The following is a 23,004-nucleotide window of genomic DNA, read 5'->3' on the forward strand; positions in this document are numbered from 1 at the left end:
TGGCCACCAAGCTGCCCCCTCATCCCCTGGCCCCTTCTCCCCCGCGCACGGGGGAGAAGGGGAAAAGTGAATGGGGAGGTGCGCGGCGGCACAGCCGCCGCGCACCTCCCCATCGAATCACTCCCCCTCCCAACGAAGTTGGGAGGGGGTCGGGGGAGGGCAGCATTACTTACTCGTCGAATCGGTTTGCGTGATAAACACCTGAGGACCAGCGCATGACAAGCCGCTATTGGAAAGTACCCGTCCAATGCCAAATTGAGAATTGCTGCCCGGCATCCGGCGTGATTGCGCGACGCGAAGCTTCGTGTTATAGTGTTGCGAACATTTCGCGAACGCAAGCGCTTCCTCTCCGGCGATCGTTGACGCAGCAGCATCCAATCCTCCCCGAAGCCGGCAACAGCATACAACAACTGTCCGTCTATGACTCTTAGCGACTCGGTCAGCAATCAGATTCTGCAGGAGCGCGAGCTGCGTTTCGCATCGCTCGGCCTGCCGCAGAGCTTCGTCGTGCCCAGCTACGGCGGACGCTCGATCGTTAACATCCCGGCGTCGATTGTGCGGATGTTTGGCGGCAAAATGCACACCGCGCCACTCGATCCCTCGATCATCCGTCCATACATGCGCGGTGTGGAGCGTGTCGTGCTGGTCATTGTGGATGCCATGGGCTATGGCCGTCTCGCGCACGCGCTGGAGCGCAACCCAGACAACGGCTTTCACGCGCTGTTGCGCGGCGGCGGCAGCCTGCACCCGCTGACATCGGTCTTTCCGTCCACGACCACGGCCGCGTTGACGGCGCTCTGGTCGGGCTACGCGCCCGCCGAGCACGGCTTCATGGGCTACACGATGTTCCTGCGCGAGTTTGGCGTCCGCGCCGAGATGATCGGCTTCAATCCGGCGGCGACCGAGCGGCAGGGCCACGAGCAGTTGCTGGCGGGGGGGCTGGATCCGGACAGCTTCCTGCCCGTGCCGTCGCTGCCGCAGACGCTGGCGCGCTATGACGTGCCGGTCTTCAACCTGATCGAGCAGGCCTACACGCGCAGCGCACTCTCGCGCGTGCAGATTCGCGGGCAGAAGGAGACGCGCGGATTCGTCACTTCGACCGACATGTGGATTGTGCTGCGCACCTGGCTGAAGCAGCACCCGTTGGAGCGCGCACTGTTTGTCGCCTACTGGAGTAAGATCGACACGCTCTCGCACCTGTACGGCCCGTCGTCGGAAACGATTACCAGCGAGATCGACAACTTGGCCTACACGTTCGAGCGCGAGTTCCTGCGCAAGCTGCCGCCCGAAGCGCGCGAGGGGACGCTGTTCCTGCTGACCGCCGATCACGGCCAGGTGGATACCCCGGCCGACCAGGCGATCTACCTGCGCGATCATCCAGCCCTGCGCGACCGCTTGCAGTTCAACTATACCGGCGACCCGCGCGCGCCGTACCTGACGGTGCGGAACGGCGAGGCCGACGCCGTGCGCGCCTACCTGGCCAAGAACCTGTCGCGCCAGTTTGTCGTGTTGGATTCGCAAGAGGCGCTGCGCGCCGGGCTGTTCGGCGGCGGCAAGCCGGCGCCCGAAACACGCTACCGCATCGGCGACCTGATTCTGCTGCCGCGCGGCCAGCAAATCCTCTGGGAGCGCAATGAGCCGCCGCGGCTGGTGGGCCGGCACGGCGCGCTCGACGCCCAGGAGATGCTCGTCCCGCTGATCGCTGCGCGGCTGGACGCCTGATCACGAGCCGCCCGATGAGTTCTTTCGAGTCAGTCCGTTCCACCCTGCGGCAATCGCCGCTCTTGAGAACGCTGCCGGCGCTCTTGCTGGATGCGCTCGCCGCGCGCGCCTCCGAGCAGCGTTACTGCTGCGGCGACATCGTCTTTCACGACGGCGATTCCGGCCGCAGCCTGTACCTGATTGCGTCCGGCGAAGTCGATATCGTCATCGACCATCACGGCCAGGAGTTCGTGCTTGCGCGGATCGGCGCAGGCGAGCCGTTTGGCGAGATGGCGCTGATCGACGATTCGCCGCGCTCGGCGACCGTGCGCGCGTCGAGCCCGGAACTGGTCGTACTGGAGTTGCAGCGCTCGGATCTGCTCGAAGCGTTGCAGATCCACCCGCCCGCGCTGTATGAGATTCTCCGCCTGTTAACCGGGCGTTTGCGCGCGTCGGATTCGGTGCGGGTGCAAGAGCTGGTAAACAAGTTCGAGGCGCTGGCCGAGGCCAATCGGCGGCTGGAGAGCAACTATAACGCCACGCTGGCGGCGCTCTCGCAGGCGCTCGACCTGCGCGACCAAGCGATCTTCGGCCACTCCGAGCGGGTCAGCACTTACTCGCTGGCGATCGGCGACGCGCTGGCGCTGCCGGCGCAGCAACTGCACTCGCTGCGGCTGGGCGCGCTATTGCACGATATCGGCAAGATCGGCGTATCCGACACGATCCTGCGCAAGCCCGGCCCGCTATCGGCTGATGAAACGCAGGAAATGCGCCTGCACCCGGCCTGGGGCAAGCGAATCATTGAGGGGATCGAATTCCTGCGGCCGGCGCTCGATGTGGTCTATGCCCATCATGAGCGATGGGATGGGCGCGGCTATCCGCGCGGATTGCGCGGCGACGATATTCCCCTGACGGCACGCATATTTGCCGTGGTCGACGTGTTCGATGCGCTCACGATGGTGCGCCCGTACAAGCTGGCCTGGCCGACCGCGCAGGCGCGCGAGCAGATTGTCGGCGAGTCCGGCAAAGCGTTCGACCCGCGCATAGTAGGCGCCTTCTTGCTGGTGTACCCGCAGTTTGTCGAGATCGTGCAGAAGGCACTGGCGGCTGCTGACTCGTTTGGCGGCGACGCCGCGTGAGTCGCGTTTAGCGCAGGGCAAACGGCCCGACGCGCACGGCGTCGCCGGCCGGCACGCCCGTGGCGTCAATGACCCGCAAGCGCGGTTGCCCGGGCGCGTTGGCGTCGTATACGCCGAGTTCCACAGAGTAGTTCCCTGCCGGCGCATCGGCCGGCAGCGCCAGATCGTACCACTGCCAGACCAGGTCGTCATCCTGCCACGACGAGGTTGGGTACGCCGAGCGATCCTCCTGCGTCCAGCGGCGCCCGTCGCTGTCTACCAGGTGCGCGAAGAAGTTGCGATTGAGATCGCCGGGAATTCGTCGCAGCACGCGCCAGTAGAGCAAAACGTGCAGGTGGTGGCCGGTGGGTGTCGCATCAACCCCCACCAGCTCGACTTCGTTGTTCATATTGGCATGCAGCGGGTAGGCCGGCGCGGGCGTCCGCAGACGGCGCAGGCCATCCGGCGGCAGATGGTACAACATGAACGCTGGCTTGCCCCGCTCGTCGGGCGGCCCCGCCTGGGTTGCGAGCGTTTTGAGCAGTCCCGCGCCGTCGCTCAGCGATTCGTTTGTTGCCGGAATGAAGTAACTCACCCCCCGGCCGCTGCGGTCGTCCGGCAGGACGAGCACGCGCCGGCCGTTGAACCACTGAAAACGCTGCTTGCGCGCCTGCATCAGGTATAGCGCGTTCTGGTCGAGGTCGGCCGCGTAGCGCGCCGACAGCATGACAGTGCCGGCCGGTTGCTGCGTGTCCAGGAAAGCGGCGATCTCGGCCAGATCGGCGCGATAGATCGTGCGCACCCGCGCATCGGTGGCCCAGCGTGTGAAGTAGTCCACCGTCGTGCTCGTCGTTTCCCAGGCCAGCAGCACCGCCAGCGCCGCGGTGAACGCCACCGCCCACGCGCGCCGCGCGGATGGCAGTCGCCCGCGCACGGCATCCAGAGCCAGCGGCGGCAGCATGACGATCAGCGGCAGTGCGGCGCTGCTACGCAGATATGACGGGCTGGCGCGCGTCACCGCGCTGGCGATGACGTTGCTGGCGATCCAGATCACGACGAAAGCGAAGCGTGGATCGCGCCAGCGGCGCACGCAGAGCGCCAGCCCCCCGTACGCGAGCAGGCCAATCACGAGGGTGAAGACGGGCCGGCCGGCAAGGTTGTAACGCCACGAGGGGTCCCCCGCAAACGCGAACATGCCAGCCACGCCGGCGATGTTGCGAGCCAGCGGCTCTACGTCGCCGGACAGCGCCGCGCGCATATCGGCGGCCAGATCTTCCGAGCGGCTGGTCGCATCGCCGGTGGTGGTCAGCACGTGAATGACCATCGGCGAGGCAACGACAGTGCCCAGTAGCAGCGCGACCACCAGGGCACGCCACTGCGCATGCCAGCGCGCGCGATTCCAGACGAGGAGATAGCCGGCGTACGCAGCGATGCTGAACGGAATCAGCGGCGCGGATTGGTACGTGTACTGCGCGAGGCCGGTTGCGACGCCGAGTGCGATGACGCCCGCCCGTCGTCGCTGGGGCCATGTGGATCCGGGTGGCGACGACACAAACACGACGCTGAATAGCCACGCGATCAGTGCCGCCATCATCAGCAGGGTCACCGGCTCCAGCCCGACGCGGCTTTCAAATAGCTGCCAGTGCGATACCGCCATCAGCGCTGCGCTGATCAGCCCGGCAAACACCCCGAACAGCCGGCGCGCGGCCAGCGCGGTAAAGATGATCGCGGCAAGCCCGCACACGACCGAAACCATGCGCAGGCTGACGATGTCAGCGCCGGCGAGGGCGAAAAACGGCGCGACCAGATAGGCGTGCAGGGGCAACACCCCGCCGTTCTGATCCCAGTAAAGTGGCCGCGCTCCGTCGATGATCTGAGTGGCGAAGTTGGCCGAGAATGTTTCGTCGTGCTGTGCGCCGGGCGGCGCGGCGCGCAGATCATAGATGCGCAGGACCAGTGCGACGAGCAGGATGCCGGTATAAAGCGCCAATTCGATGCGGCGTGTGACGGCTGGTGTGCTCACGGGCGCTGTACCTCGACCGGGCCGATGGTCACATGATCGCTACCATCCGAGAGTGTGAGCCGCACGCCGGTCTTCAGGTCGTACGCGCCCACGACGATCTGGTACGTTCCGGCCGGGGTTTCTTTGTCCACAACGATCAGGAAATCGTGGACGAGCGTCTCCGCCGGGTCCCAGCGTGTCGTCGGGTAGCCGCCGGCGCACGGCTGGTTGTCGTACTGCCCCCACAGCGGCGTGCCGGTGCGCGGGTTGGTCGGGCCGACCAGTTGCGCAAATACGGTGTACGCTGTCTGCATCGGCTGCTGCGCGCGCCAGAACAGCACGGTCGGAATGCCTTGCCCGGCGGCCAACCGGTCGGCCAGCAAGGTATAGCCGGTCAAGGTCATCTGGCCGCCGAAGGTTTTGCCGACTGCCGCACGCGGCACGTTGTTCCATACCTGTGCCGGCACCCGAAACATCGACAGGTACTCCTTGCCGGCGAAGTCGTCGGCCAATCGCGTGGCCGTTCCCTGCGGCCAGTACTCGCGCAGGTGGCCCAGCGTGCGGAAGTCCTCGCTGACAATCAGCATCGTTGCCGGGCGGTCGGGCGGCGGCGCGACGAGACACTTGCGCCCGTCGAACCACTTGAAATCCGGACGCGCCGCGCCCAGCGCAAACTGAATGCTCGCCTGGCCGCTGTCGAACGGCGACAGATACACCCGCTCGCCGGCCGGCAGGCCGCGCACCACATCGCCGATCTTCACAAGCCCAACGTCAAAGGCGTACCATATGCGCGGGTCGCGGGGCATGACGTTGAAGTACGCATTGAGCGACTGCGCAGCCGAGGCCAGCAGCAGTGCGCTCACCAGCAGCAGAGCAACCGGCGTCAGACGCGGGATACGCTGCGCTCGGTCGATGACCGCGCCCAGCCCCCAGCCGATCAGCAGCGCGGTCGGCGCCGCCGCGCCTAGCGTGCGCAGGAAGTTCGGCGCCGCTTCAGTGACGACCGATGGCACGAGCATGATCAGCAGCCATAAGATCACGAGCAGGTAGGGCGGCCGGGTTGCGCGCCGCATGACGAGCGCCAGCCCGAGCAGGAATCCAGCGGACAACCCCCAGTCAAGCGCCGGGCGGGCGGGCAGGTTGTGGCGCGGGTTGCTGTCGCCGGCGACGATGAACATGCCGGCGACTTTGCCGGCGTTCTCCATGATCGCCTCGGTCATCTGCCCCGGGCGTGTCGCCCAGACGGCGACCTGGTCGGAGCGGGTGAAGAAGGCGGCCGGGTGCTGAACATAATAGAACGCCAGCGGCGCGAATACGAGTGCAGCCACCACGGCGGCCACGCTCGCGCGCGCGAACGGGCGTCGCCACTGCGCGCGGTCGCGCCACAGTACCAGCAGCACGTACAGCGCGACGATGATATACATGAAGCGGATCGAAGGGTAGGTGTAGAAGCCGACGCCCAGTACGATGCCGGTTGAGACCGGCCAGATCCAGTCGCGCCAACCGGTCGGACGCGCGCCGCCGGCCGGGCGGAACGTGTAGAGCAGCAGCAGGAACGAGAGCGTACTGAACAACGGCACCAGAATCGGCTTGTAGCCCTCGCGAGAGGCGTTGACGTGCCAGTAGATCGTCGCCAGCACAAAAGCGGCAATGGCAGCCTGGCGTGTGGCGGCGCGCGCGCTGGCGCCGCCCTGCCGGAACAGTTCGAGCGCCAGCAGATAAAGCAACGGCACCGTCAGCGCGCCGAACAGGGCGCTTGGGAAGCGCACCGCAACCGGTGTCATGCCCAGCACGGATTCGCTTACCATAATGGCGTACTGGAGTATCGGCTCGCCGTTGAAGCGCGTGCCGATGTAGATGGGGCGCTCGCCGGATTCCAGCAAATAGCGCGCGTCGAGGCCGTTTTGCGCCTCGTCGTGGTGCAGGCCGGGTGGTACGCTGTCCAGTTGGACCAGACGCACCGCAAGCGCCAGCACGGTCAGGGCGACGAGTAGCAGTCCGTCGCGAAAAGTCAGGTTACGCATCGGTCAGACGCGATTGTACCGTGAACAGGGACAAAACCCAAAGGCAGCGGGCGCGGGCAGCGTGTGGGTATACCGCAAAAGTGTCGGGACCGCACGGTCAGACAGTCATTCCGGCACGTCGTTGTCCGCCGGCTTCAGGCCGGCGGACGCTAAACGGTCGGCGGCGCGAAGCCGCCGACCAGCGCCGGAATCCACTCAAACGTAGTGCTGCGATAGCCTAGCAGCCTGTCGGAGAGGACTGCATTTTGTGGTCGCAGCGCCAATAACGATCTCCAAACCACAAGATGCGGTCAAAAAGACTGGCTCTCCGACAGGCTGCTAGAGCAGATTCCGATTGGATAGATGGTGCATAGCGCCAAAGGCACCCAGATCGTCATGCCGGCGAAAGCCGGCATCCAGTCCACACTCCTGGACTCCGGCTTTCGCCGGAGTGACGTTACGTTGTGTTAGTACCATCAATTGATCAGGAAATCGCTCTAAAATTCCGGTTGGAGTGGATGCCGGCTACCATCATGCCGGCATGACGATCTGCACCATCTCCAACAGTTTGGCGCTATACCCCAGCGTGTACCCGCATTGGCGGGTGCCCCAAAATACTGATATATTTAGCCTCAGCAGGCGATCGGAACCACACAGCGGCCAAAGGAGGCCCGGATGACCAAGCTCGGACTGCACGCCAACCGTTCCTCGTCGCACCTCGTACCCTTCGTGCGCGACGCCAAACCGCGCATCGTGAAATTCCTCGACCACGATTTCGGGACGATCAAAGCGTGCCATGAGGCCTCGCCGGGCACCATGCTGATCGGCCGCCTGTTCACCGGCGACCAGCGCTACCAGCAGCCGCGTGTGCATGCGCGCGCCTACACCGATAAGATCCTCGGTATGGCCGATCGTTTCCGCGGCCTGTACGAAGCGTGGGAGTCGTACAACGAGTTGGAGCCGCAAAACCCCGACGAAGCCAAACTGTTCAACGAGTTTCACGTCCACTTCGCGGAGTTCATGCACCGCGAGGGGCTGAAGACCATCGCGTACAACTTCTCGACCGGCGTGCCGAAGCTGGAGATGTGGCGGTACTACCAGGACGGCGCAGCCGCCAGCGACTACATCGGTTTGCACGAGTACGACGCCCCGACGCTGGACCGCATCCATAAGGAGAACCTCGTGGCCGGCGGCGAAGGCGCGTACCTCGCGCTGCGCTACCGGCGCGTCTGGGGTTTGCTGGGCCCGGCGGCGCGCAAGCCGATCATCATTACCGAGAACGGTATTGACGGCGGCGTCATTAACGACACCTACCGCGATGACGATGGCAACCGGATCAAGAAACTCGGCTACAAGGACTTCGTGCGTTTCAATCAGGTCAGCGTCAACGACTACATGGCGAACCTGATCTGGTATGACAACGAGATGCAGAAGGACGACTACGTCGTCGGCTCGTGCATCTACTGTTTCGGTTCCGACAACTCCCGTTGGTATTCGTTTGATCTGGGCGACGACGACGAGCCAGCGCCGCAGGCGCGCGATGCGCTCCGGCGTACGATGCTGCGGCCGCAGCCGCCGCTGCGCCCGGTCGCGGTCAACGGCCAGTTTGTGGCACCGCCGCATGAAGGCCAGCCGCCGACCGATGGCTGGTGGCCGAACCAGCCACCGCAACCACAACCGACGCCGCAGCCACAACCGACTCCGCAGCCACCGCCACAACCACAGCCGCCACCGCCACCGTCGCCACAGCCGCCACCGACGCCACAACCACAGCCGCCACCGCCACCGTCGCCACAGCCGCCACCGACGCCGCCACCACAACCGACGCCGCCACCGTCGCCACAGCCGCCACCGCCACCACCGACGCCGATACCACAACCATCGCCGCAACCAGTTCCCACACTGCCGCCGTGTCCGACGCCGCCGGCCGATTGGTTCGCGGCGCGCTTCAATAGCGATCCGAGTTTGCGTGCTTTGCTCGGCTGTCCGACCCGTGGCCCATCTGATACGTTCCTCGCGGAGCAGCACTACCAGAATGGGTTGATGATCTACCGCGCGGACAACAAATCGGTGACGGCGTTGCTGCAGTGGGGCACGTGGTCGGCGTATCCGGACACATGGAACAGCGAGGAGCCCGAAGCAGGCTATTTCACGCCGCCGCCCGGCCTGATCGAGCCGAAGCGCGGGTTCGGCAAAGTCTGGCGTGAACGGTTGGGGGGCGACCACGCCGCGATCGGCTTTGCGATCGACAACGAGCAGGGTATGCGCGGCGCGGTGCAGCCGTTCGAGAAGGGCACCGTCATTCGCAACGGGAACAGCGAGGTGCGCATCCTGCTCGGCAACGCGAAGTGGATGGCGTAGCCGAGCGGCAGATCAAAATCGGGGCAGCGGCACAGAGCGCTTGCAGGTTGCTCTGTGCCGTTGTTGTTCTGCGCGACGAGCGTGTTTTTATGCACAGATCACGTTGAGCAGCGCCTGCCGTCGTTCCTCGCGCACGACGCGCAGCGCGCGCGCCAGCGCATGCGGTAGCTCGGCGCGCTCGGTGACGCATTCGCCGTAGCCACCCGATGCCTCGGCGTACTGCTCAAAGCGCGGTGAGGGCGACAATGACGAGAGTTGCGCGTTCCCCGTCTGCTTCGCCGCGCCCTGCGGGTACATGCGCAACGCAGCATCGCTCACGGCGTCCCAGCGGCTGTTGTTGCACACAATCGTCAGCACCGGCAGCTTCTGCGCGGCGGCTACCTGATGGCAGGCGGCCGGGTTGGCGAACATGTATGCGCCGTCGCCAACGGTCGCGATGACGAGCCGATCCGGCGCGGCCATCTGCGCGCCGAGCGCAGCCGGCACTCCCCAGCCAAGCGCGCCGATCGGCGGGTACTGGTAATACGTGCCGGCCTGTGTGAAGTCGATGTGCGGCCGCTGGACTGAGTACTCGTTGACGAGAATCGCATCGGGTGGCTTGATGTCGTTCAGGCAGCGGCTCAGCCACACCTTGCTGATCGGCCCGCCAGCGCGCTCATCCAGCGCGCGCTCGTCGGCGTAACGCCCCCACGCGGCGCGGCGCCACGCCGCGGCGCGCTCTCGCCGCGCGCTGATCTGTGCGTCTCGTCCGGCCGATGCCATTTTCATCGCGCGCGTCAGCGCGGGCAGGAATGCGCGCATGGGTGCGGTGACGGACAGGTCGGAGGGAAAACTGCGCATCGGGTAGCGGCTGAACAGCGGGTCGATTCCCGCGTGGATGATCTGCGCCTGTGCATCCGGCCGTTCGAGGTTCGGCATCCATGGCACATCGGCTTCGAGCACCAGCACCACGTCGGCCTCATCGAGCGCCGATGCGGCGTCGAAGCCGATGTGCATCGGATGCGCTGGCGACAGGCACATGAAACGCGCGCGTGCCTCGACGACCGGCAGTGCAAACCGCTCGGCGAGTTCGGCCAGCATCGAGACGGTCTGCGGGTCCTGCCCGCTGGCGATCGTTACGATCAGCGGCCGCTCGGCCTGTGCAAGCAGCGCGGCGGCGCGGACTACGGCCTCGGGGTCGGGGTGTGCGGCGGTCGGCGTGGCGGCATGCCCCGGCAGAGAGCGCACGCGCGGCTCGGCGCTCTGCGCCAGCACCTCGCGCGGCAGGCTCAGATAGACCGGCCCGGCCGGCGCTGCGGTGGCGATCGCCAGCGCACGGTCCACGACTTGCTCGACGTTGAGCCCGTCGCGCAGTTCGTAGTCCCACTTCACAAACTCGCGCACCATGCCGGCCTGGTCGAACATCTCCTGCGCCCAGTGGATGTACGACGCACGCGAACCGAAGCGCCCTTCCTCAAATAGCGGCGTGCGCCCGGCGGTCATCAACAGCGGCACGCGGTCGCGCATGGAGTTCATCAGGCCGAGCACGGCGTTGGCCGTGCCGACACTGACATGCACCATGACGGCTTGCGGTCTGCCGGTGACCATGGTGTATCCGAGCGCCATGCAGACGGCGGCGTTCTCGTGCGCGACCGCGATCGGCTGCGGGAACGTCAGACCCGATTCCGGCGCACGCGCATACGCTTCGACGAGTGGCGCAAAGTCAGTGCCGCCGTTGGCGAACAGGTAATCGACCCCGCGCTGCTTTAAGTGCGCGAGGTATGCTTCGGCGACGGTGCGCGGCATGCTGGGTTCGCTCATGACTGTGTCCCGCGCGGCAGGTCGGATGTTGGAAAGCGCTGCCGCAACGAGGCGATTATAGCCGTGCGTTCAGCGCTATGCAAAGCGCGTCTGAATTGTTCGGAGTGGAATTGCTGCTGACGGGTTTCGTGCCCCTTCGTGCTTCTTCGTGGATGGACGTCGCGGCGCAACAATTCCGGCACTTCCGCTTTACTGCCAATCCTGATAAAATACGGCCATGACCGCCCCGGACTATCTCGTCATCGGACACATCGCCAAAGACATCACGCCGGATGGTCACACGATCGGCGGCACGGTAACGTACTCCGCGGTGGCTGCTCAGCGGCTCGGGCTGCACGTCGCGATTGTTTCTGCCGCGGATCGCGTATTCGGCGCGGAGGTGCGGGCGGCCCTGCCGGGCATTGCGCTGCACAACACGGTATCGGCTCAGTCCACGACGTTCCAGAACACGTACACCGACAGCGGGCGCGTGCAGGTATTGCGCGGGCACGCCGACACGCTCACGTTCGCCGATGTGCCGGCCGATTGGCGCGCGGCGCGCATTGTGCACCTCGGTCCCATCGCGCAGGAATGCGATGCGGCGCTGGCGCGGCAGTTTCCTGGCTCGCTCGTGGCGTTGACACCGCAGGGCTGGCTGCGCCAGTGGGATGCCGAAGGCCGTGTGCGCCCGTGCGACTGGCCCGATGCGCTGTCTGTGCTCTCGCAGGTCGATGTGCTCATCTTCAGCCCCGAAGACGTCGGGCATGATTGGGATCGCATCCACGCATATACGCGCGCGGCGCCGCTGGCCGTGCTGACGCTGGAGCGGCACGGGGCGCTGGTCTTTCAGCGTGACGAGGGGCGGTGGCTGTCGCCGCGCGAGGCGCGCGTGGTCGACCCGACCGGCGCGGGTGATGTGTTCGCGGCCGCATTCCTATCGGCGTATGTGGATCACCGTGATCCGTTTGCAGCGGCGCGCTTTGCCAACGTCGCCGCATCGTTCTCGATTGAAGGGCGTGGCATCTCCTCAATTCCCGATCGGGCCACCGTGGAGAATTGGCTGGCTACACACCCAACATTTTAGATCTCATTCAATTTACTAATTATGACACGTGTGTATAGCATCGCCAATCAAAAAGGTGGCGTCGGGAAGACGACGACAGCCGTCAATCTGGGCGCGGCGCTGGCCGAAAGAGGCAAGCAGGTTCTGTTGATCGATATGGACCCGCAGGCCAACGCCACGTCATCGCTCGGCGTCGACAAGCGCACCGTCCATCAGTCGATCTATGACTGCCTGATGGACAATGTGCCGGCCGAGCGGATCATCAAACTGACGAACTGGGTGCGGCTTGACCTGATTCCGGCGAACGCCGCGCTGGCGGGTGCCGAAGTAGAACTGGTCAATGAGGAAACGCGCGAGTACCGATTGCGTGAGATGCTGAGACAACTTTCAGCACCATACGACTTCATCCTTATCGATTGCCCGCCGACGCTCAGCCTGTTGACTCTAAACGCATTGACGGCCAGCGAGGGCGTGCTCGTGCCAGTGCAGTGCGAATACCTGGCGATGGAGGGTCTGGCGCAATTGGTATCGACAATCGAGGCGGTCAGGCGCAGCCTCAACCCAGACCTGCACATCGTGGGTTTGGTGCTGACAATGTTCGACAGCCGCACCCATCTGTCACAGCAGGTGGTCGATGAGGTGCGCCGGCACTTCGGCGATCGGGTCTTCGGCCCGCTGATCCCGCGCAGCGTCCGGCTTAGCGAGGCGCCGTCGTTCGGCCAGCCCGGCATCACCTACGCACCGACTACTCCGGGCGCGCAAGCCTATCGCGCGCTGGCGGTCGAACTGATCGAGCGCACAGATCGTGAGCCGGTTGCGCAGGAGCGTGTATGAGCAACCGTCGGCTTGGACTGGGACGCGGTTTGGATGCCCTGATCCCGCAACCCCGCACTCCTAGCACAGTGAGCAGCGGGAGCGTGCAGACCATCGACATTGATCGGATCGTGCCGAACCCGCGCCAGCCGCGCCAGCGATTCGCGCCGGATACCCTGCACGAGTTGGCCGAGTCGATCCGCGAGCACGGCGTGATCCAGCCGCTGATCGTCATGCAGATTCGCACCGGCGAGGTCGATGCTACGCCGCGCTACCAGTTGATCGCGGGTGAGCGGCGCTGGCAGGCGTCGAAGCTGGCCGGCCTGATGGTCGTGCCAGTCGTCGTGCGCGAGGCCAGCACACAGCAGATGCTGGAACTGGCGCTGATCGAAAACATCCAGCGCTCCGACCTGAACCCGCTCGAAGAGGCGCTGGCGTACCGCCAGTTGATGGATGATTTCCAGTTGACGCAGGAACAGGCCGCGGCACGTGTGGGCAAGAGCCGTGTCGCGGTCGCCAATGCGGTTCGCCTGCTCAAATTGCCGGAAGAGATCCAGCGTGTGCTCGCCGAAGGGCAGATCAGCGAAGGACACGCCCGCGCGTTTCTGCGCCTGGAGTCGGAGTCGGACCAGCGTAAACTGCTCAAGCATATTATCGACGATGGCTGGTCGGTGCGGCAAGCCGAGACCTTTGGCACGCCGGCCAAGACATCCAGCACGCGCAGTCGAACCGACGATCCGGAGGAAAGTGCGCGTGATCCGCAGGGCCGGCATCTGGAGCAGCAGTTTCGCCGCGCGCTCGGCACCAAGGTCACGCTGGTGCGGCATCGTTCGGGGGGTGGGCGGCTGATCGTCGAGTTCTTCTCGGACGAAGAGTTGCAGTCGATTCACGACCGGATTATCGGAACCGATCGCTGAACCTGTTGTAAAACGTGAAACATCAGCTTCAGCCGCACACCGATTGTAAAACGTGAAACATCGAGCATGAGCACACCAGAACCGGTCGGAACCCGCGTTGCCGATGTCCCGATCTGTAACTACGAAGGCTCGACATACCGCACCGACTTCTGGGAAGGCAAGGGGCGCGAGTATGAAGATGCGGTCGAACGTGTCGCGCTGCGTGCCCTGTTGCCAGCATGGGGTGAGCGGCTGATCGAGTTGGGTGCCGGCTACGGGCGCCTGGCCGACTTGTACGCCGGATTCGAGCGCGTGGTGTTGACCGACCGCGCCTTAACGCAGGTGCAGCAGGCGCGACGGCTGCGTGGCAGCGATCCACGCTTCGCTTTTGTCGTCTGCGACGCCTACGCCCTGCCGTTCAAGTCGGAGGCGGTGACGCAGGTCGTGTCAGTACGAATGTTACATCATCTGGTCGATGTGCCGCGTGCGCTCGTCGAGATCGCGCGCATCATCGCGCCGGGTGGCGCTTATGTGACGGAGTTCGCCAGCAAACGGCACCTCAAGTCAATCTTTCGCTGGCTGCTTCGCCGTCAGCAAGAGAACCCGTTTTCGCCGGAGCCACACGAGTTCGTGGCACTCAACTTCGACTTTCATCCACGCTGGATGGAACAACAAATGGCACGTGCCGGCTTTGCAATTGATGCGCGTCGCGCTGTATCGCATTTCCGGGTCGGTTTGCTCAAGCGGTTCGTACCCCTGAGACTGCTTGTTGCCGCCGATCGCGCTCTCCAACGTGTTGGAGGATGGTGGCCATGGACGCCAAGCCTGTTTGTCTGTGCTCACAAGAGATAAACAGTATTATTTACTTATTATTAACTGAGAGCACCAATTAGTCACCCAGCCTTTTCGCACGCAGTTCACAAACAGGATCCATATCTCTTGAAACTCACTAGCTTGCATATTCTGCTAACGTACCGCTGTAACCGCGAGTGTGACCACTGTTTCGTCTGGGGTAGTCCCCACCAGCGAACGACGCTGACATTGTTGCAGATCAAAGCAATCCTGGAGCAGGCTAAATCCGTCGGCACCATCACATCGGTCTACTTCGAAGGCGGCGAGCCGTTCCTGTACTACATCACCCTCTTGAAAGCGGTGCGCTACGCCGCCGAACTGGGCTTCAGCGTTGGTATCGTCTCCAACGCGTACTGGGCCACGAACCACGCCCGCGCGCTCAATCGCCTGCGTCCCTTGGTCGGGCTGGTGCACGATCTCAGCATCAGCAACGACGTGTACCACGGCAAGCGCATTCAGCGCGATCACACGCATATCGCTCGCGTCGCCGCCGCGGAGTTAGGTATCCCGACCGGCGAGATCGCCATCGTGCAGCCAGAGGAACACGACGCCCCAGAGCGTGTCGGGATGTTGCCGGACGGCGAGTCGGAGATCATGTATCGCGGGCGCGCCGCCATCAAATTGACCGAGCGCTCCGGCCAACATGCATGGTCGCAATTCGACGCCTGTCCGCACGAGAATCTGCGTGAGCCGGGCCGGGTGCATGTCGATCCGTTCGGGTTGATCCACATTTGCCAGGGTATTACGATCGGCAACCTGTTCGAGACGCCGCTCGCCGAGCTCTGCGCGCGCTACAACCCGGATGCGCACCCGATCATCGGGCCGCTTATGCGCGGCGGGCCGGCCGCGCTCGCCCGCGATTACGACGTGTCGCACAACGAGGGCTACGCCGACGCCTGCCACCTGTGCGACCAGACGCGCCGCGCACTGCGGTCGCGCTTCTCCGAAACGCTCGCCCCCGATCCGATGTACGGCGTATTCGAGTCGCAGCATCGCTCGATTATGGACAGAAAAAAGCCGAGCCCGGCGTAACCGGGCTGTGTCATTTTGATTCTCAGCGTGGCGCTTGGGTTAGGATTTCCACACACAGGCCGGGTTCGCGGTTGACGGCGCCTGCGCGCGCGCAGTAGGCCACAGCTGCACCGCTTTGACAATACCCGCAAACACGTGGGACTGTACGGGCGTTCAATCTGTGCGGGTGTTCGATTTGTACGGGCGTTCAATTGAACGCCCCTACCGGGCATTTCGCGAGAGGCAATATGATCATCCTCGTCGATCAGGACGATGTGCTTGCCGATTTCGACGCGCACTTCGCCGCGCTCTGGCGCGCGCAGTACCCGGACGAGTTCTTCCTGTCGCCGGAGCAGCGCACACGTTTCTACTTGAGCGAGGAGTATCCGGCCCGGCTCAAGTCACAGGTTGCCGGCATCTACACCCGACCCGGCTTCTTCCGCGATCTGCCGCCGATGCCCGGCGGCATCGAAGCCGTACAGCAGATGGTCGCGCTCGGTCACACCGTGCGCATCTGCACCGCGCCGATCGAGGAGTATGAGCATTGCGTGACCGAGAAGTTCCAATGGGTCGATCAGCACCTCGGCCGCGCGTTCACGAAGAATATCATCCTCACGTCCGACAAGACGTTCGTGCGCGGCGACATCCTGATTGACGATAAGCCCGAGATTCGCGGCGCGTGCACGCCGGTCTGGGAGCATGTGCTGTTCGACCGGCCGTACAACCGCAGCGTGAACGGCCAGCGCCGCATGGACTGGACGAACTGGCGAACGGTGCTGAATCTCTGATCGCTGTGCTATAATCCCGCCGACACGCTGGGCAGACACACAGGTCTGCCCCTACATCTTACCGATCCCTGACCCTCTATCTCTTGGAGAGACCATGACCGACACCCTGCCACAAACCGACGGCGCCATTCATCTGTCCGGCCTGCACGCCGACGTCGAGATCGTGCGCGACCGCTGGGGCATCCCGCACATCCGCGCGCGCTCGACGGCCGATGCCTTTTTCGCGCAGGGCTTCGTGCATGCGCAGGACCGCATGTGGCACATGGAATGGGACCGCCGCCGCGCTTACGGGACGACCGCCGAATTGATCGGCCGCACCGGCGTCGAGAACGACAAATTGTCGCGTCGCCTGCAGATCGAACGCTCGGCCAAGCACGACTGGGCGATCCTCAACGACGAATCGCGCGCCATGGTCGAGGCGTACACGGCGGGCATCAACGCCTTCATCGAGCGCACGCCGGTGCCGTCGGCTGAGTTCGAGGCGCTCGGCGTCGAACCCGCGCCGTGGCGGCCGTGGGACTGCCTGACCATCTTCAAGATCCGGCACGTGCTGATGGGCGTGCTGTTCAACAAGACATGGCGGCTGCGCTTCCTTTTGAAAGCCGGCGCCGACAAGGCGGTCACGCTCTTCCCGGCCTATCGCGACGGTCAACTGCTGATCATCCCGCCCGACGCCGTCTACCACGACAGTGGTGCGGTCAATGCCGTCGCAAACATGGAAGCGGCCGCCGCGCTGCTGCCCTCGGCGGGCGGCAGCAACAACTGGGTGGTGGACGGCACGAAGACGAAGAACGGCAAGCCGCTGATGGCGGGCGACCCGCACCGCGCCATCGACGTGCCCAACGTCTACTACCAGAATCAGCTCACCTGCGACGCCTTCGACGTGATCGGCGTCTCGTTCCCCGGCGTGCCGGCCTTCCCGCACCTCGGCCACAACGACCGCGTCGCCTGGGCGATCACGCACGCGCAGGCCGACTACCAGGATATCTACATCGAGCGCTTCAACCCGGCCGACGCCGCGCTGTACCGCTTCAAGGACGAATGGATCCGCGCCGAGACGAGCGTCGAGCGCATCGCCGTGCTGGGCGAAGCCGATGAGGTGCTCACCGTGCGCCGCACCCTGCACGGCCCGGTCATCGACGACGGGCCGTGGCCCAATCACGGCCTCTCATTGCGCTACACCGCGTTCGAGCCGGGCCACACGTTCGAGACGCTGCTGCCGATGCTGCGCTCGCGCACGACCGAGGAACTGCGTGAGTCGCAGCGCGCGTGGGTCGATCCGGCGCAAAATCTGATCATCGCCGACGTGACGGGCAGCATCGCCTACCACACGCGCGGCCACCTGCCGATCCGCCCCGCGCTCAACGGCTGGCTGCCGGCGCCGGGCTGGAGTGGCGAATACGAGTGGACCGGCTTTGTGCCGTTCGACGAGATGCCGCGCGCGCTCAACCCCGACACGCACTGGATCGCGACCGCCAACAACAAGATCGTCGGCGATGATTACCCGCACTACATCAGCGCGGACATTCCGCCCGGCTACCGCTACGAGCGCATCGCGCAGATGCTGCGGCCCCTGCAGAACGCGACCGCCGACGACTTCGCCGCGATGCAGGCCGACCGCCTGTCGCTGTTCGCGCAGGAGTTCCTGCCGCATCTGCTCGCGGCGTGGGACGGCGAGCCAACCGACGCCGGACAGACCGCCGCGCTGGCGCGACTGCGCGGCTGGGACTGCCGCATGGAGCCGGACAGCGTCGCGGCGACGATCTACACCGCGACCCGCGACGCGATGATGCGCCTGCTGATCGAGCCGCTGATTGGCGTGGAGATGAGCGACGAGATGTTTGGCAACTCGCGCGGCGCGGGCAGCCACGCCAGCCGCATCCGCACTTTCATCCCCGGCTGGATCGCGCAGAACGACGACCGCCTGCTCGACGCGTCCGATCCGGCGCGCGCGTCGTGGCGCGCCGTCCTGCACACGGCGCTGAGCCGCGCCCTCGCAAAATTGCGCACGCAGTTGGGCGACGATATGCGCACATGGACGTGGGGCAGCGTTCACCGCACCGGATCGCTGCACCCGCTCTCCGCGCGGCCGGAGATCGGCGCGCGCTGGAACCCGCCAAGCGCGGACTACGGCGGCGACGCCGACACGGTGCAGGCGGGCAGTTACTACCCCGCGCTCGGTTTCACCGTCGGCGGCACGCAGTGCTTCCGGCAGATCATCGACGTCGGCGATTGGGCGCAGTCGCGCTGGGTCGTGCCGCTCGGCGCATCCGGGCATCCCGGTAGCCCGCATTACGCCGACCAGGTGCCGGTCTGGGCCGCCAACGGCCACGTGCCGATGTGGTACGGCCGCGCCGACGTGGACTCCAACGCCGAAGCGCGGCTGGCGCTCAAAGCCGGTGCGTAGGGCGCTCCGGCGACGATGGAACTGGTACTGATCCGCCACGGCCGCGTCGCCGGGCACCCGTACAATCCAACCGATGACGTGCCGCTTGGCGATATCGGCCGCCGGCAAGCGGCATGGACTGCCGGGCGTCTGGCCGGCGACGCGCCGTACGACTGGCTCGTGTCCAGTCCGCTGGCGCGCGCCCGGCAGACCGCCGAGATCATCGGCGCCGGACTGGGCAAACCGTTCACGCTCATGGGCGATCTGCGCGAGGTCAGCCGGCGTGAAGTCGGGCGGGCGTTGCTCGTCGAACTGGCGCACCGCCTCGGCCTGGCCGCGCGCCTGCGCGACCCGATCATCGCGCGCGTGGATGCCTTCCTGACGCAAACGCGCGCCGCGCACAACGGCCAGCGGGTGGTGGTCGTCTCGCATGGCGGCTTCATCTGGGGCACGCTGGTGCATCTGTTCCCAGCCCAGCGCGGACAGTTCGCACGCCGCCGCCCGGTGGCCAACTGCGCGATCACGCGCATCGCCCTTGCGCCGGACGGCGCACACATGCTGGCGCTGAACGATGTATCGCACCTGCACGGCGAGGTCACCGCGTAAGCATGTCACGCACCGGCGTTGAGGCCAAGCCGCTCTGGGCGAGCGTGCCGCCGGCCGTTCGCGCCGAGACGGCCGCGCTGCTCGGCAGTCCGGTGCGGCGCGCCGCACGCATCTGGGGCGGTTACGGGCCGACGCCGACCTTCCGTTTGCGGCTGGCCGACGGGCGCGGCGCGTTCTTCAAAGCGGTCGATCCCTCATCGAACGAGTTCATGCACGCCTCGTATACGCGGGAGGTGCGCATCTACCGAGAACTGGGCGGCATCATCGCGCCCTGGGCGCCTGTCTTCTATGGCGCGTTCGAGCAGGACGGCTGGCGCGTCGCCCTGCTGGAAGATCTCGGCCCGCAGAGTGTGCCGCCGTGGACGCGCAGCGCCGTGCGCGGGGTGGCGCGCGCCGTTGGTGAGTTCCACCGCGCGACGTTGGGCGTCGCCCTCCCGGCCTGGCTGCCGCAGCCGGCCGAGAACCTCTCGCGCGAAGCGAACCGCTGGGTGGTGCTCGCCGCCACGAACGGCGCGCAATCGCTGGCCGGGTTGGCCGGCCGCCAGCGCACCGCCGCGGGCCGCTGGCTTGACCTCGCATTGCCATCGCTCATCCACGCCGCGCGCGGCATCAGCGCGACCGCGTCGCCGCACGTGCTCATGCACGGCGACATCCGCTCCGACAACCTGCGCTGGTCCGATGGCCGCCTGCACCTGTTCGACTGGCCGCACGCGGGCGTCGGCCCGGCCGAGTATGACGCGGCGGCTTTCGCGCAGACCGTGACGGTCGAGGGCGGCCCCGCGCCGGAAGAGATCATGGCCTGGTACAGCGAGCGCGCGCCGGTACGAACCGATGTGCTGGACGCCTCGGTCGCCGCCATCGCCGGCTTCTTTGCTGATCAGGCCTGGCGTCCCGAAATCCCCGGCCTGCCGCGCCTGCGTCGCTTCCAACGCCAGCAACTGGCCGTCTCGCTGGCCTGGGCCGCGCGTCGCCTGCGCCTGCCCGATCCCACCTGGCTCAGGCACGTGTCCGTCTAAACCTCTGAACCACCAAGGCACCAAGACACAAAGGACTGCAAATACGGGTGTTCTTTGTGCCTTTGTGTCTTGGTGGTGGATTTTGTATTTGGAGCAACCGTTTTGCCAAAGCACGTATGGCCGTACATCATCGGTTTCATCGCCATCACCTTTTGGGGCGGCACGCCGCCTGCCACGCAGGTCGCCGTCGCCGGCATCGATGCGCTGGATGTCGGCATGTTGCGCACCGTGCTCGCGGGCGCGCTCTTGCTGCCGCTCGGGTTGCTCCTGCGCCTGCCGCGCCCATCGAACCGGCAGGGCTGGACCGAACTGGCCGCCTCGGCGATCGGCGGATCGATCGGTTTCACACTCCTGTTCAGCTTGGGCGTCAAGCTCACCTCGACGGCGCACGCCGCGCTGATCATCGCCGCCGCGCCGGTGCTGACCGGCTTCATCGGCTTCGCGCTGCAGCGCCGCTGGCCGCGCGGGCTCTGGTGGGTCGGCGCAGTAATCGCCATGATCGGTGAAGCGGTGCTGATCGGGTCGCGCGCGGTTGGCGCGACGCAGGGGGCGGCAACGGTCGAGGGCGATCTGATTGTGCTGGCGAGCGTCGCGTTCGTCAGTATCGGTTACGTTGGCGGCAGCCGGCTGTCAGCGCGTATCGGCACCGGGCCGGCCACGACCTGGGCGCTGTCACTGGCCGGTGTGCTGCTGTTGCCGGTGCTGCTGGCGCGCATTGCCGCTACGCCGCTCGACCTGTCGGCGGCGAACGCCGGCAGTTGGACCGCCATGGCCTACCTTGTCCTGGCGGCGTCGATCGGCGGCAACGCCGCCTGGTCGTGGGCGCTCGGGCACGGCGGCATCGTCCACATCTCGCCGCTCCAGTACATCCAGCCGGTCATCAGCCTCGTCATCGCGGTGCTGCTTTTCAGCGAGGTGATCACGCCGCCGGTCATCGTGTCGCTGGTGATCATCCTCGCAGGCGTGATCCTGACGCGCGTGGCGCTGATGCGGGTGGTGTGATGTGTCCGCCGCAGAAGCTCAAGTTTCATGTGACACCAATAGATACGCAATTTGCGTATATACGTAGCATGCGTATAATAACACGGTGAGGGCCACGTTTGTTGAACTGCCCGCGTTCAACCGCCATCGCGCCGAGTACCTGGACGATGATGCCTTTCTGCTGCTGCAGCGGTTGCTGATGGAGAACCCTGAAGCTGGCCGGGTCATGCCCGGTGCGGGTGGCTTGCGAAAATTGCGTTTTCCCGACCCGCGTCGCGGCAAGGGGAAGCGCGGCGGCCTGCGAATCGTCTATTACTGGTGGACCGCCGGTTCGCAATTCTGGCTATTCACGCTTTACGACAAAGACGAAATGAATGATCTCACGCCGCTCCAGCGCAAAGCATTGCGCGAGATGGTGAAGGCGGAATTGGAAGCGAGGAAGAAGCGATGAAAGGCACATCCAAGACGCGGCGCACGGCAGAGCGTGACCTGTTCGCTGAATTGACCGAAGGATTGACGGCGCTCGCCGGGGCACGTCAGGGCAAGCGGACCTTGCGCACGCATGCCGTTGAGTACAAGTTGCCTCCGTCGATCACGCCGCAGGAACTGATCCGCTTGCGGGAAAGGCTAAATCTGTCCCGCGCCTTGTTCGCCGCTTATCTGCGCACGAACGTGCGGACGCTGGAGAACTGGGAGCAGGGGCGTGCCAAGCCTAATGCGCAGGCGGCGCTCCTCATCCATCTGGTCAAACGCTATCCCGATACGGTGAGCCGCCTGGCTTCTCTGTGAACTGCACATTGCTGTGGATGCCGCAAGGCGCATAGCATGGCCGGCAGCGCATCACCAATGAAAGAGTTCTACACCGCCTACTACACCACCGTCGAGCGGAGCGCGGCGCACTATGCGTTCTGCGAGCGCGTCTTTGGCCGCGACCTGTGCCAGCATGGCTTCACCGACATGGAGCAATGCGAGTTGCTGCTGCGCGTGGCGCCGCTCGGCGCGGGGCAGAATGTGCTCGATCTCGGCTGTGGCAACGGCATGATCACGGAGTACCTGTCGGACTGCACCGGCGCGCAGTTCACGGGGCTGGACTACATCGCCGAGGCGATCGAGCGCGCGCAGCGGCGCACCGCCGCGAAAGCCGGCCGGCTGTCGTTTCAGGTGGGCGACATCAACCGGCTCGATCTGCCGCGCGGCGCATACGACCTGGTGCTGTCGATCGACACGATCTACTTCAGCGACGACTATGCGGCGACGGTCGGCGCGCTGAACGCGGCGCTGCGACCAAGCGGCCGGCTGGCGTTCTTCTACTCGCAGGGGCGCGAGCCGTGGGTACCGCGCGAGCAGTTCGACGCGGCGAGCATCCTGCCCGACAACACACCGTTGGCCCGCGCGCTATCCGCAAACGGGCTGGCGTACCGGACGTGGAATCTGACCGCACAGGACTACCGGCTGGCGCAGCGGCGCAAAGCGGTGCTGCCGGAACTCAAGGCGCAGTTCGAGGCCGAGGGCGCACAGTTCATCTACGACAACCGCATCGGCGACGCCGACGGTGTTTCGCAGGCAATCGAGGAGGGGTTGCACGCTCGCTATCTGTATCTGGCGCAAGAAGCCGATCCTTTGTGACA

At 65.4% G+C, this 23,004-nt stretch carries 19 protein-coding genes; 16 read left to right on the plus strand and 3 right to left on the minus strand.

All coding sequences use genetic code 11. The features are described from left to right. Window positions 1-420: 420 nt before the first annotated feature. Together HZB53_09695 and HZB53_09700 are read left to right on the plus strand one after the other, a co-directional pair. Window positions 421-1,722, plus strand: coding sequence for an alkaline phosphatase family protein (locus HZB53_09695; GenBank protein ID MBI5877913.1), 1,302 nt, complete (start codon window positions 421-423; stop codon window positions 1,720-1,722). Window positions 1,723-1,736: 14 nt separating this feature from the next. Further along, complete coding sequence (locus tag HZB53_09700; protein MBI5877914.1) at window positions 1,737-2,840, plus strand: cyclic nucleotide-binding domain-containing protein; 1,104 nt, start codon at window positions 1,737-1,739, stop codon at window positions 2,838-2,840. Between the two features lie 7 nt (window positions 2,841-2,847). On the opposite strand, the gene HZB53_09705 is transcribed toward HZB53_09700, so the two are convergent. Beyond that, window positions 2,848-4,842 carry a glycosyltransferase family 39 protein gene (locus HZB53_09705; protein MBI5877915.1) on the minus strand — a complete coding sequence of 665 codons (1,995 nt, stop codon included), beginning with the start codon at window positions 4,840-4,842 and terminating at the stop codon, window positions 2,848-2,850. After that, complete coding sequence (locus tag HZB53_09710; GenBank protein ID MBI5877916.1) at window positions 4,839-6,845, minus strand: phospholipid carrier-dependent glycosyltransferase; 2,007 nt, start codon at window positions 6,843-6,845, stop codon at window positions 4,839-4,841. Before HZB53_09710 ends, HZB53_09705 begins: the two co-directional genes overlap by 4 nt. Window positions 6,846-7,499: 654 nt before the next feature. Here HZB53_09710 and HZB53_09715 point away from each other — a divergent pair. Continuing rightward, complete coding sequence (locus HZB53_09715; protein ID MBI5877917.1) at window positions 7,500-9,185, plus strand: hypothetical protein; 1,686 nt, start codon at window positions 7,500-7,502, stop codon at window positions 9,183-9,185. Between the two features lie 87 nt (window positions 9,186-9,272). Here the strand turns inward: HZB53_09715 and HZB53_09720 are convergent, their stop codons facing one another. Next, on the minus strand, window positions 9,273-10,985 hold the full coding sequence (locus tag HZB53_09720; GenBank protein MBI5877918.1) for a thiamine pyrophosphate-requiring protein: 1,713 nt from the start codon (window positions 10,983-10,985) through the stop codon (window positions 9,273-9,275). A gap of 217 nt (window positions 10,986-11,202) precedes the next feature. Between HZB53_09720 and HZB53_09725 the strand changes: the two genes are divergently transcribed. The 13 genes from HZB53_09725 (at window position 11,203) to HZB53_09785 (ending at window position 23,002) form a co-directional block, all read left to right on the plus strand. After that, a complete protein-coding gene (locus HZB53_09725; protein ID MBI5877919.1) occupies window positions 11,203-12,048 on the plus strand; it encodes a ribokinase in 846 nt (281 codons plus the stop codon). 21 nt (window positions 12,049-12,069) lie between these two features. Next, window positions 12,070-12,861: a ParA family protein gene (locus HZB53_09730; GenBank protein MBI5877920.1), complete on the plus strand. Its 792-nt coding sequence runs from the start codon at window positions 12,070-12,072 to the stop codon at window positions 12,859-12,861. Then, window positions 12,858-13,757 (plus strand): ParB/RepB/Spo0J family partition protein, encoded by a 900-nt coding sequence (locus tag HZB53_09735; protein MBI5877921.1) that lies wholly within the window; start codon window positions 12,858-12,860, stop codon window positions 13,755-13,757. Before HZB53_09730 ends, HZB53_09735 begins: the two co-directional genes overlap by 4 nt. 66 nt (window positions 13,758-13,823) lie before the next feature. Continuing rightward, a complete protein-coding gene (locus HZB53_09740; GenBank protein MBI5877922.1) occupies window positions 13,824-14,588 on the plus strand; it encodes a class I SAM-dependent methyltransferase in 765 nt (254 codons plus the stop codon). 87 nt (window positions 14,589-14,675) lie between these two features. After that, entirely contained in the window at window positions 14,676-15,620 is a 945-nt protein-coding gene (locus HZB53_09745; protein MBI5877923.1) for a radical SAM protein, read from the plus strand. Window positions 15,621-15,847: 227 nt separating this feature from the next. After that, window positions 15,848-16,387: a 5'-3'-deoxyribonucleotidase gene (locus HZB53_09750; protein ID MBI5877924.1), complete on the plus strand. Its 540-nt coding sequence runs from the start codon at window positions 15,848-15,850 to the stop codon at window positions 16,385-16,387. Between the two features lie 94 nt (window positions 16,388-16,481). Further along, the gene (locus HZB53_09755) at window positions 16,482-18,794 is read left to right on the plus strand and encodes a penicillin acylase family protein (GenBank protein MBI5877925.1); all 2,313 of its coding nucleotides are present in this window, start codon (window positions 16,482-16,484) and stop codon (window positions 18,792-18,794) included. Window positions 18,795-18,809: 15 nt separating this feature from the next. Then, window positions 18,810-19,379, plus strand: coding sequence for a histidine phosphatase family protein (locus HZB53_09760; GenBank protein ID MBI5877926.1), 570 nt, complete (start codon window positions 18,810-18,812; stop codon window positions 19,377-19,379). 2 nt (window positions 19,380-19,381) lie between these two features. After that, complete coding sequence (locus tag HZB53_09765; protein MBI5877927.1) at window positions 19,382-20,395, plus strand: aminoglycoside phosphotransferase family protein; 1,014 nt, start codon at window positions 19,382-19,384, stop codon at window positions 20,393-20,395. Between the two features lie 102 nt (window positions 20,396-20,497). After that, the gene (locus HZB53_09770; GenBank protein ID MBI5877928.1) at window positions 20,498-21,397 is read left to right on the plus strand and encodes a DMT family transporter; all 900 of its coding nucleotides are present in this window, start codon (window positions 20,498-20,500) and stop codon (window positions 21,395-21,397) included. A gap of 85 nt (window positions 21,398-21,482) precedes the next feature. Next, window positions 21,483-21,827, plus strand: a complete 345-nt coding sequence (locus HZB53_09775) for a toxin (protein MBI5877929.1) — start codon at window positions 21,483-21,485, stop codon at window positions 21,825-21,827. Further along, window positions 21,824-22,165 (plus strand): transcriptional regulator, encoded by a 342-nt coding sequence (locus tag HZB53_09780; protein MBI5877930.1) that lies wholly within the window; start codon window positions 21,824-21,826, stop codon window positions 22,163-22,165. The genes HZB53_09775 and HZB53_09780 overlap by 4 nt, the downstream gene beginning before the upstream one ends. Window positions 22,166-22,222: 57 nt before the next feature. Beyond that, entirely contained in the window at window positions 22,223-23,002 is a 780-nt protein-coding gene (locus tag HZB53_09785) for a methyltransferase domain-containing protein (protein ID MBI5877931.1), read from the plus strand. Window positions 23,003-23,004 lie beyond the last annotated feature (2 nt).

The organism is Chloroflexota bacterium (genome assembly GCA_016235055.1).
Taxonomy (GTDB): domain Bacteria; phylum Chloroflexota; class Anaerolineae; order JACRMK01; family JACRMK01; genus JACRMK01.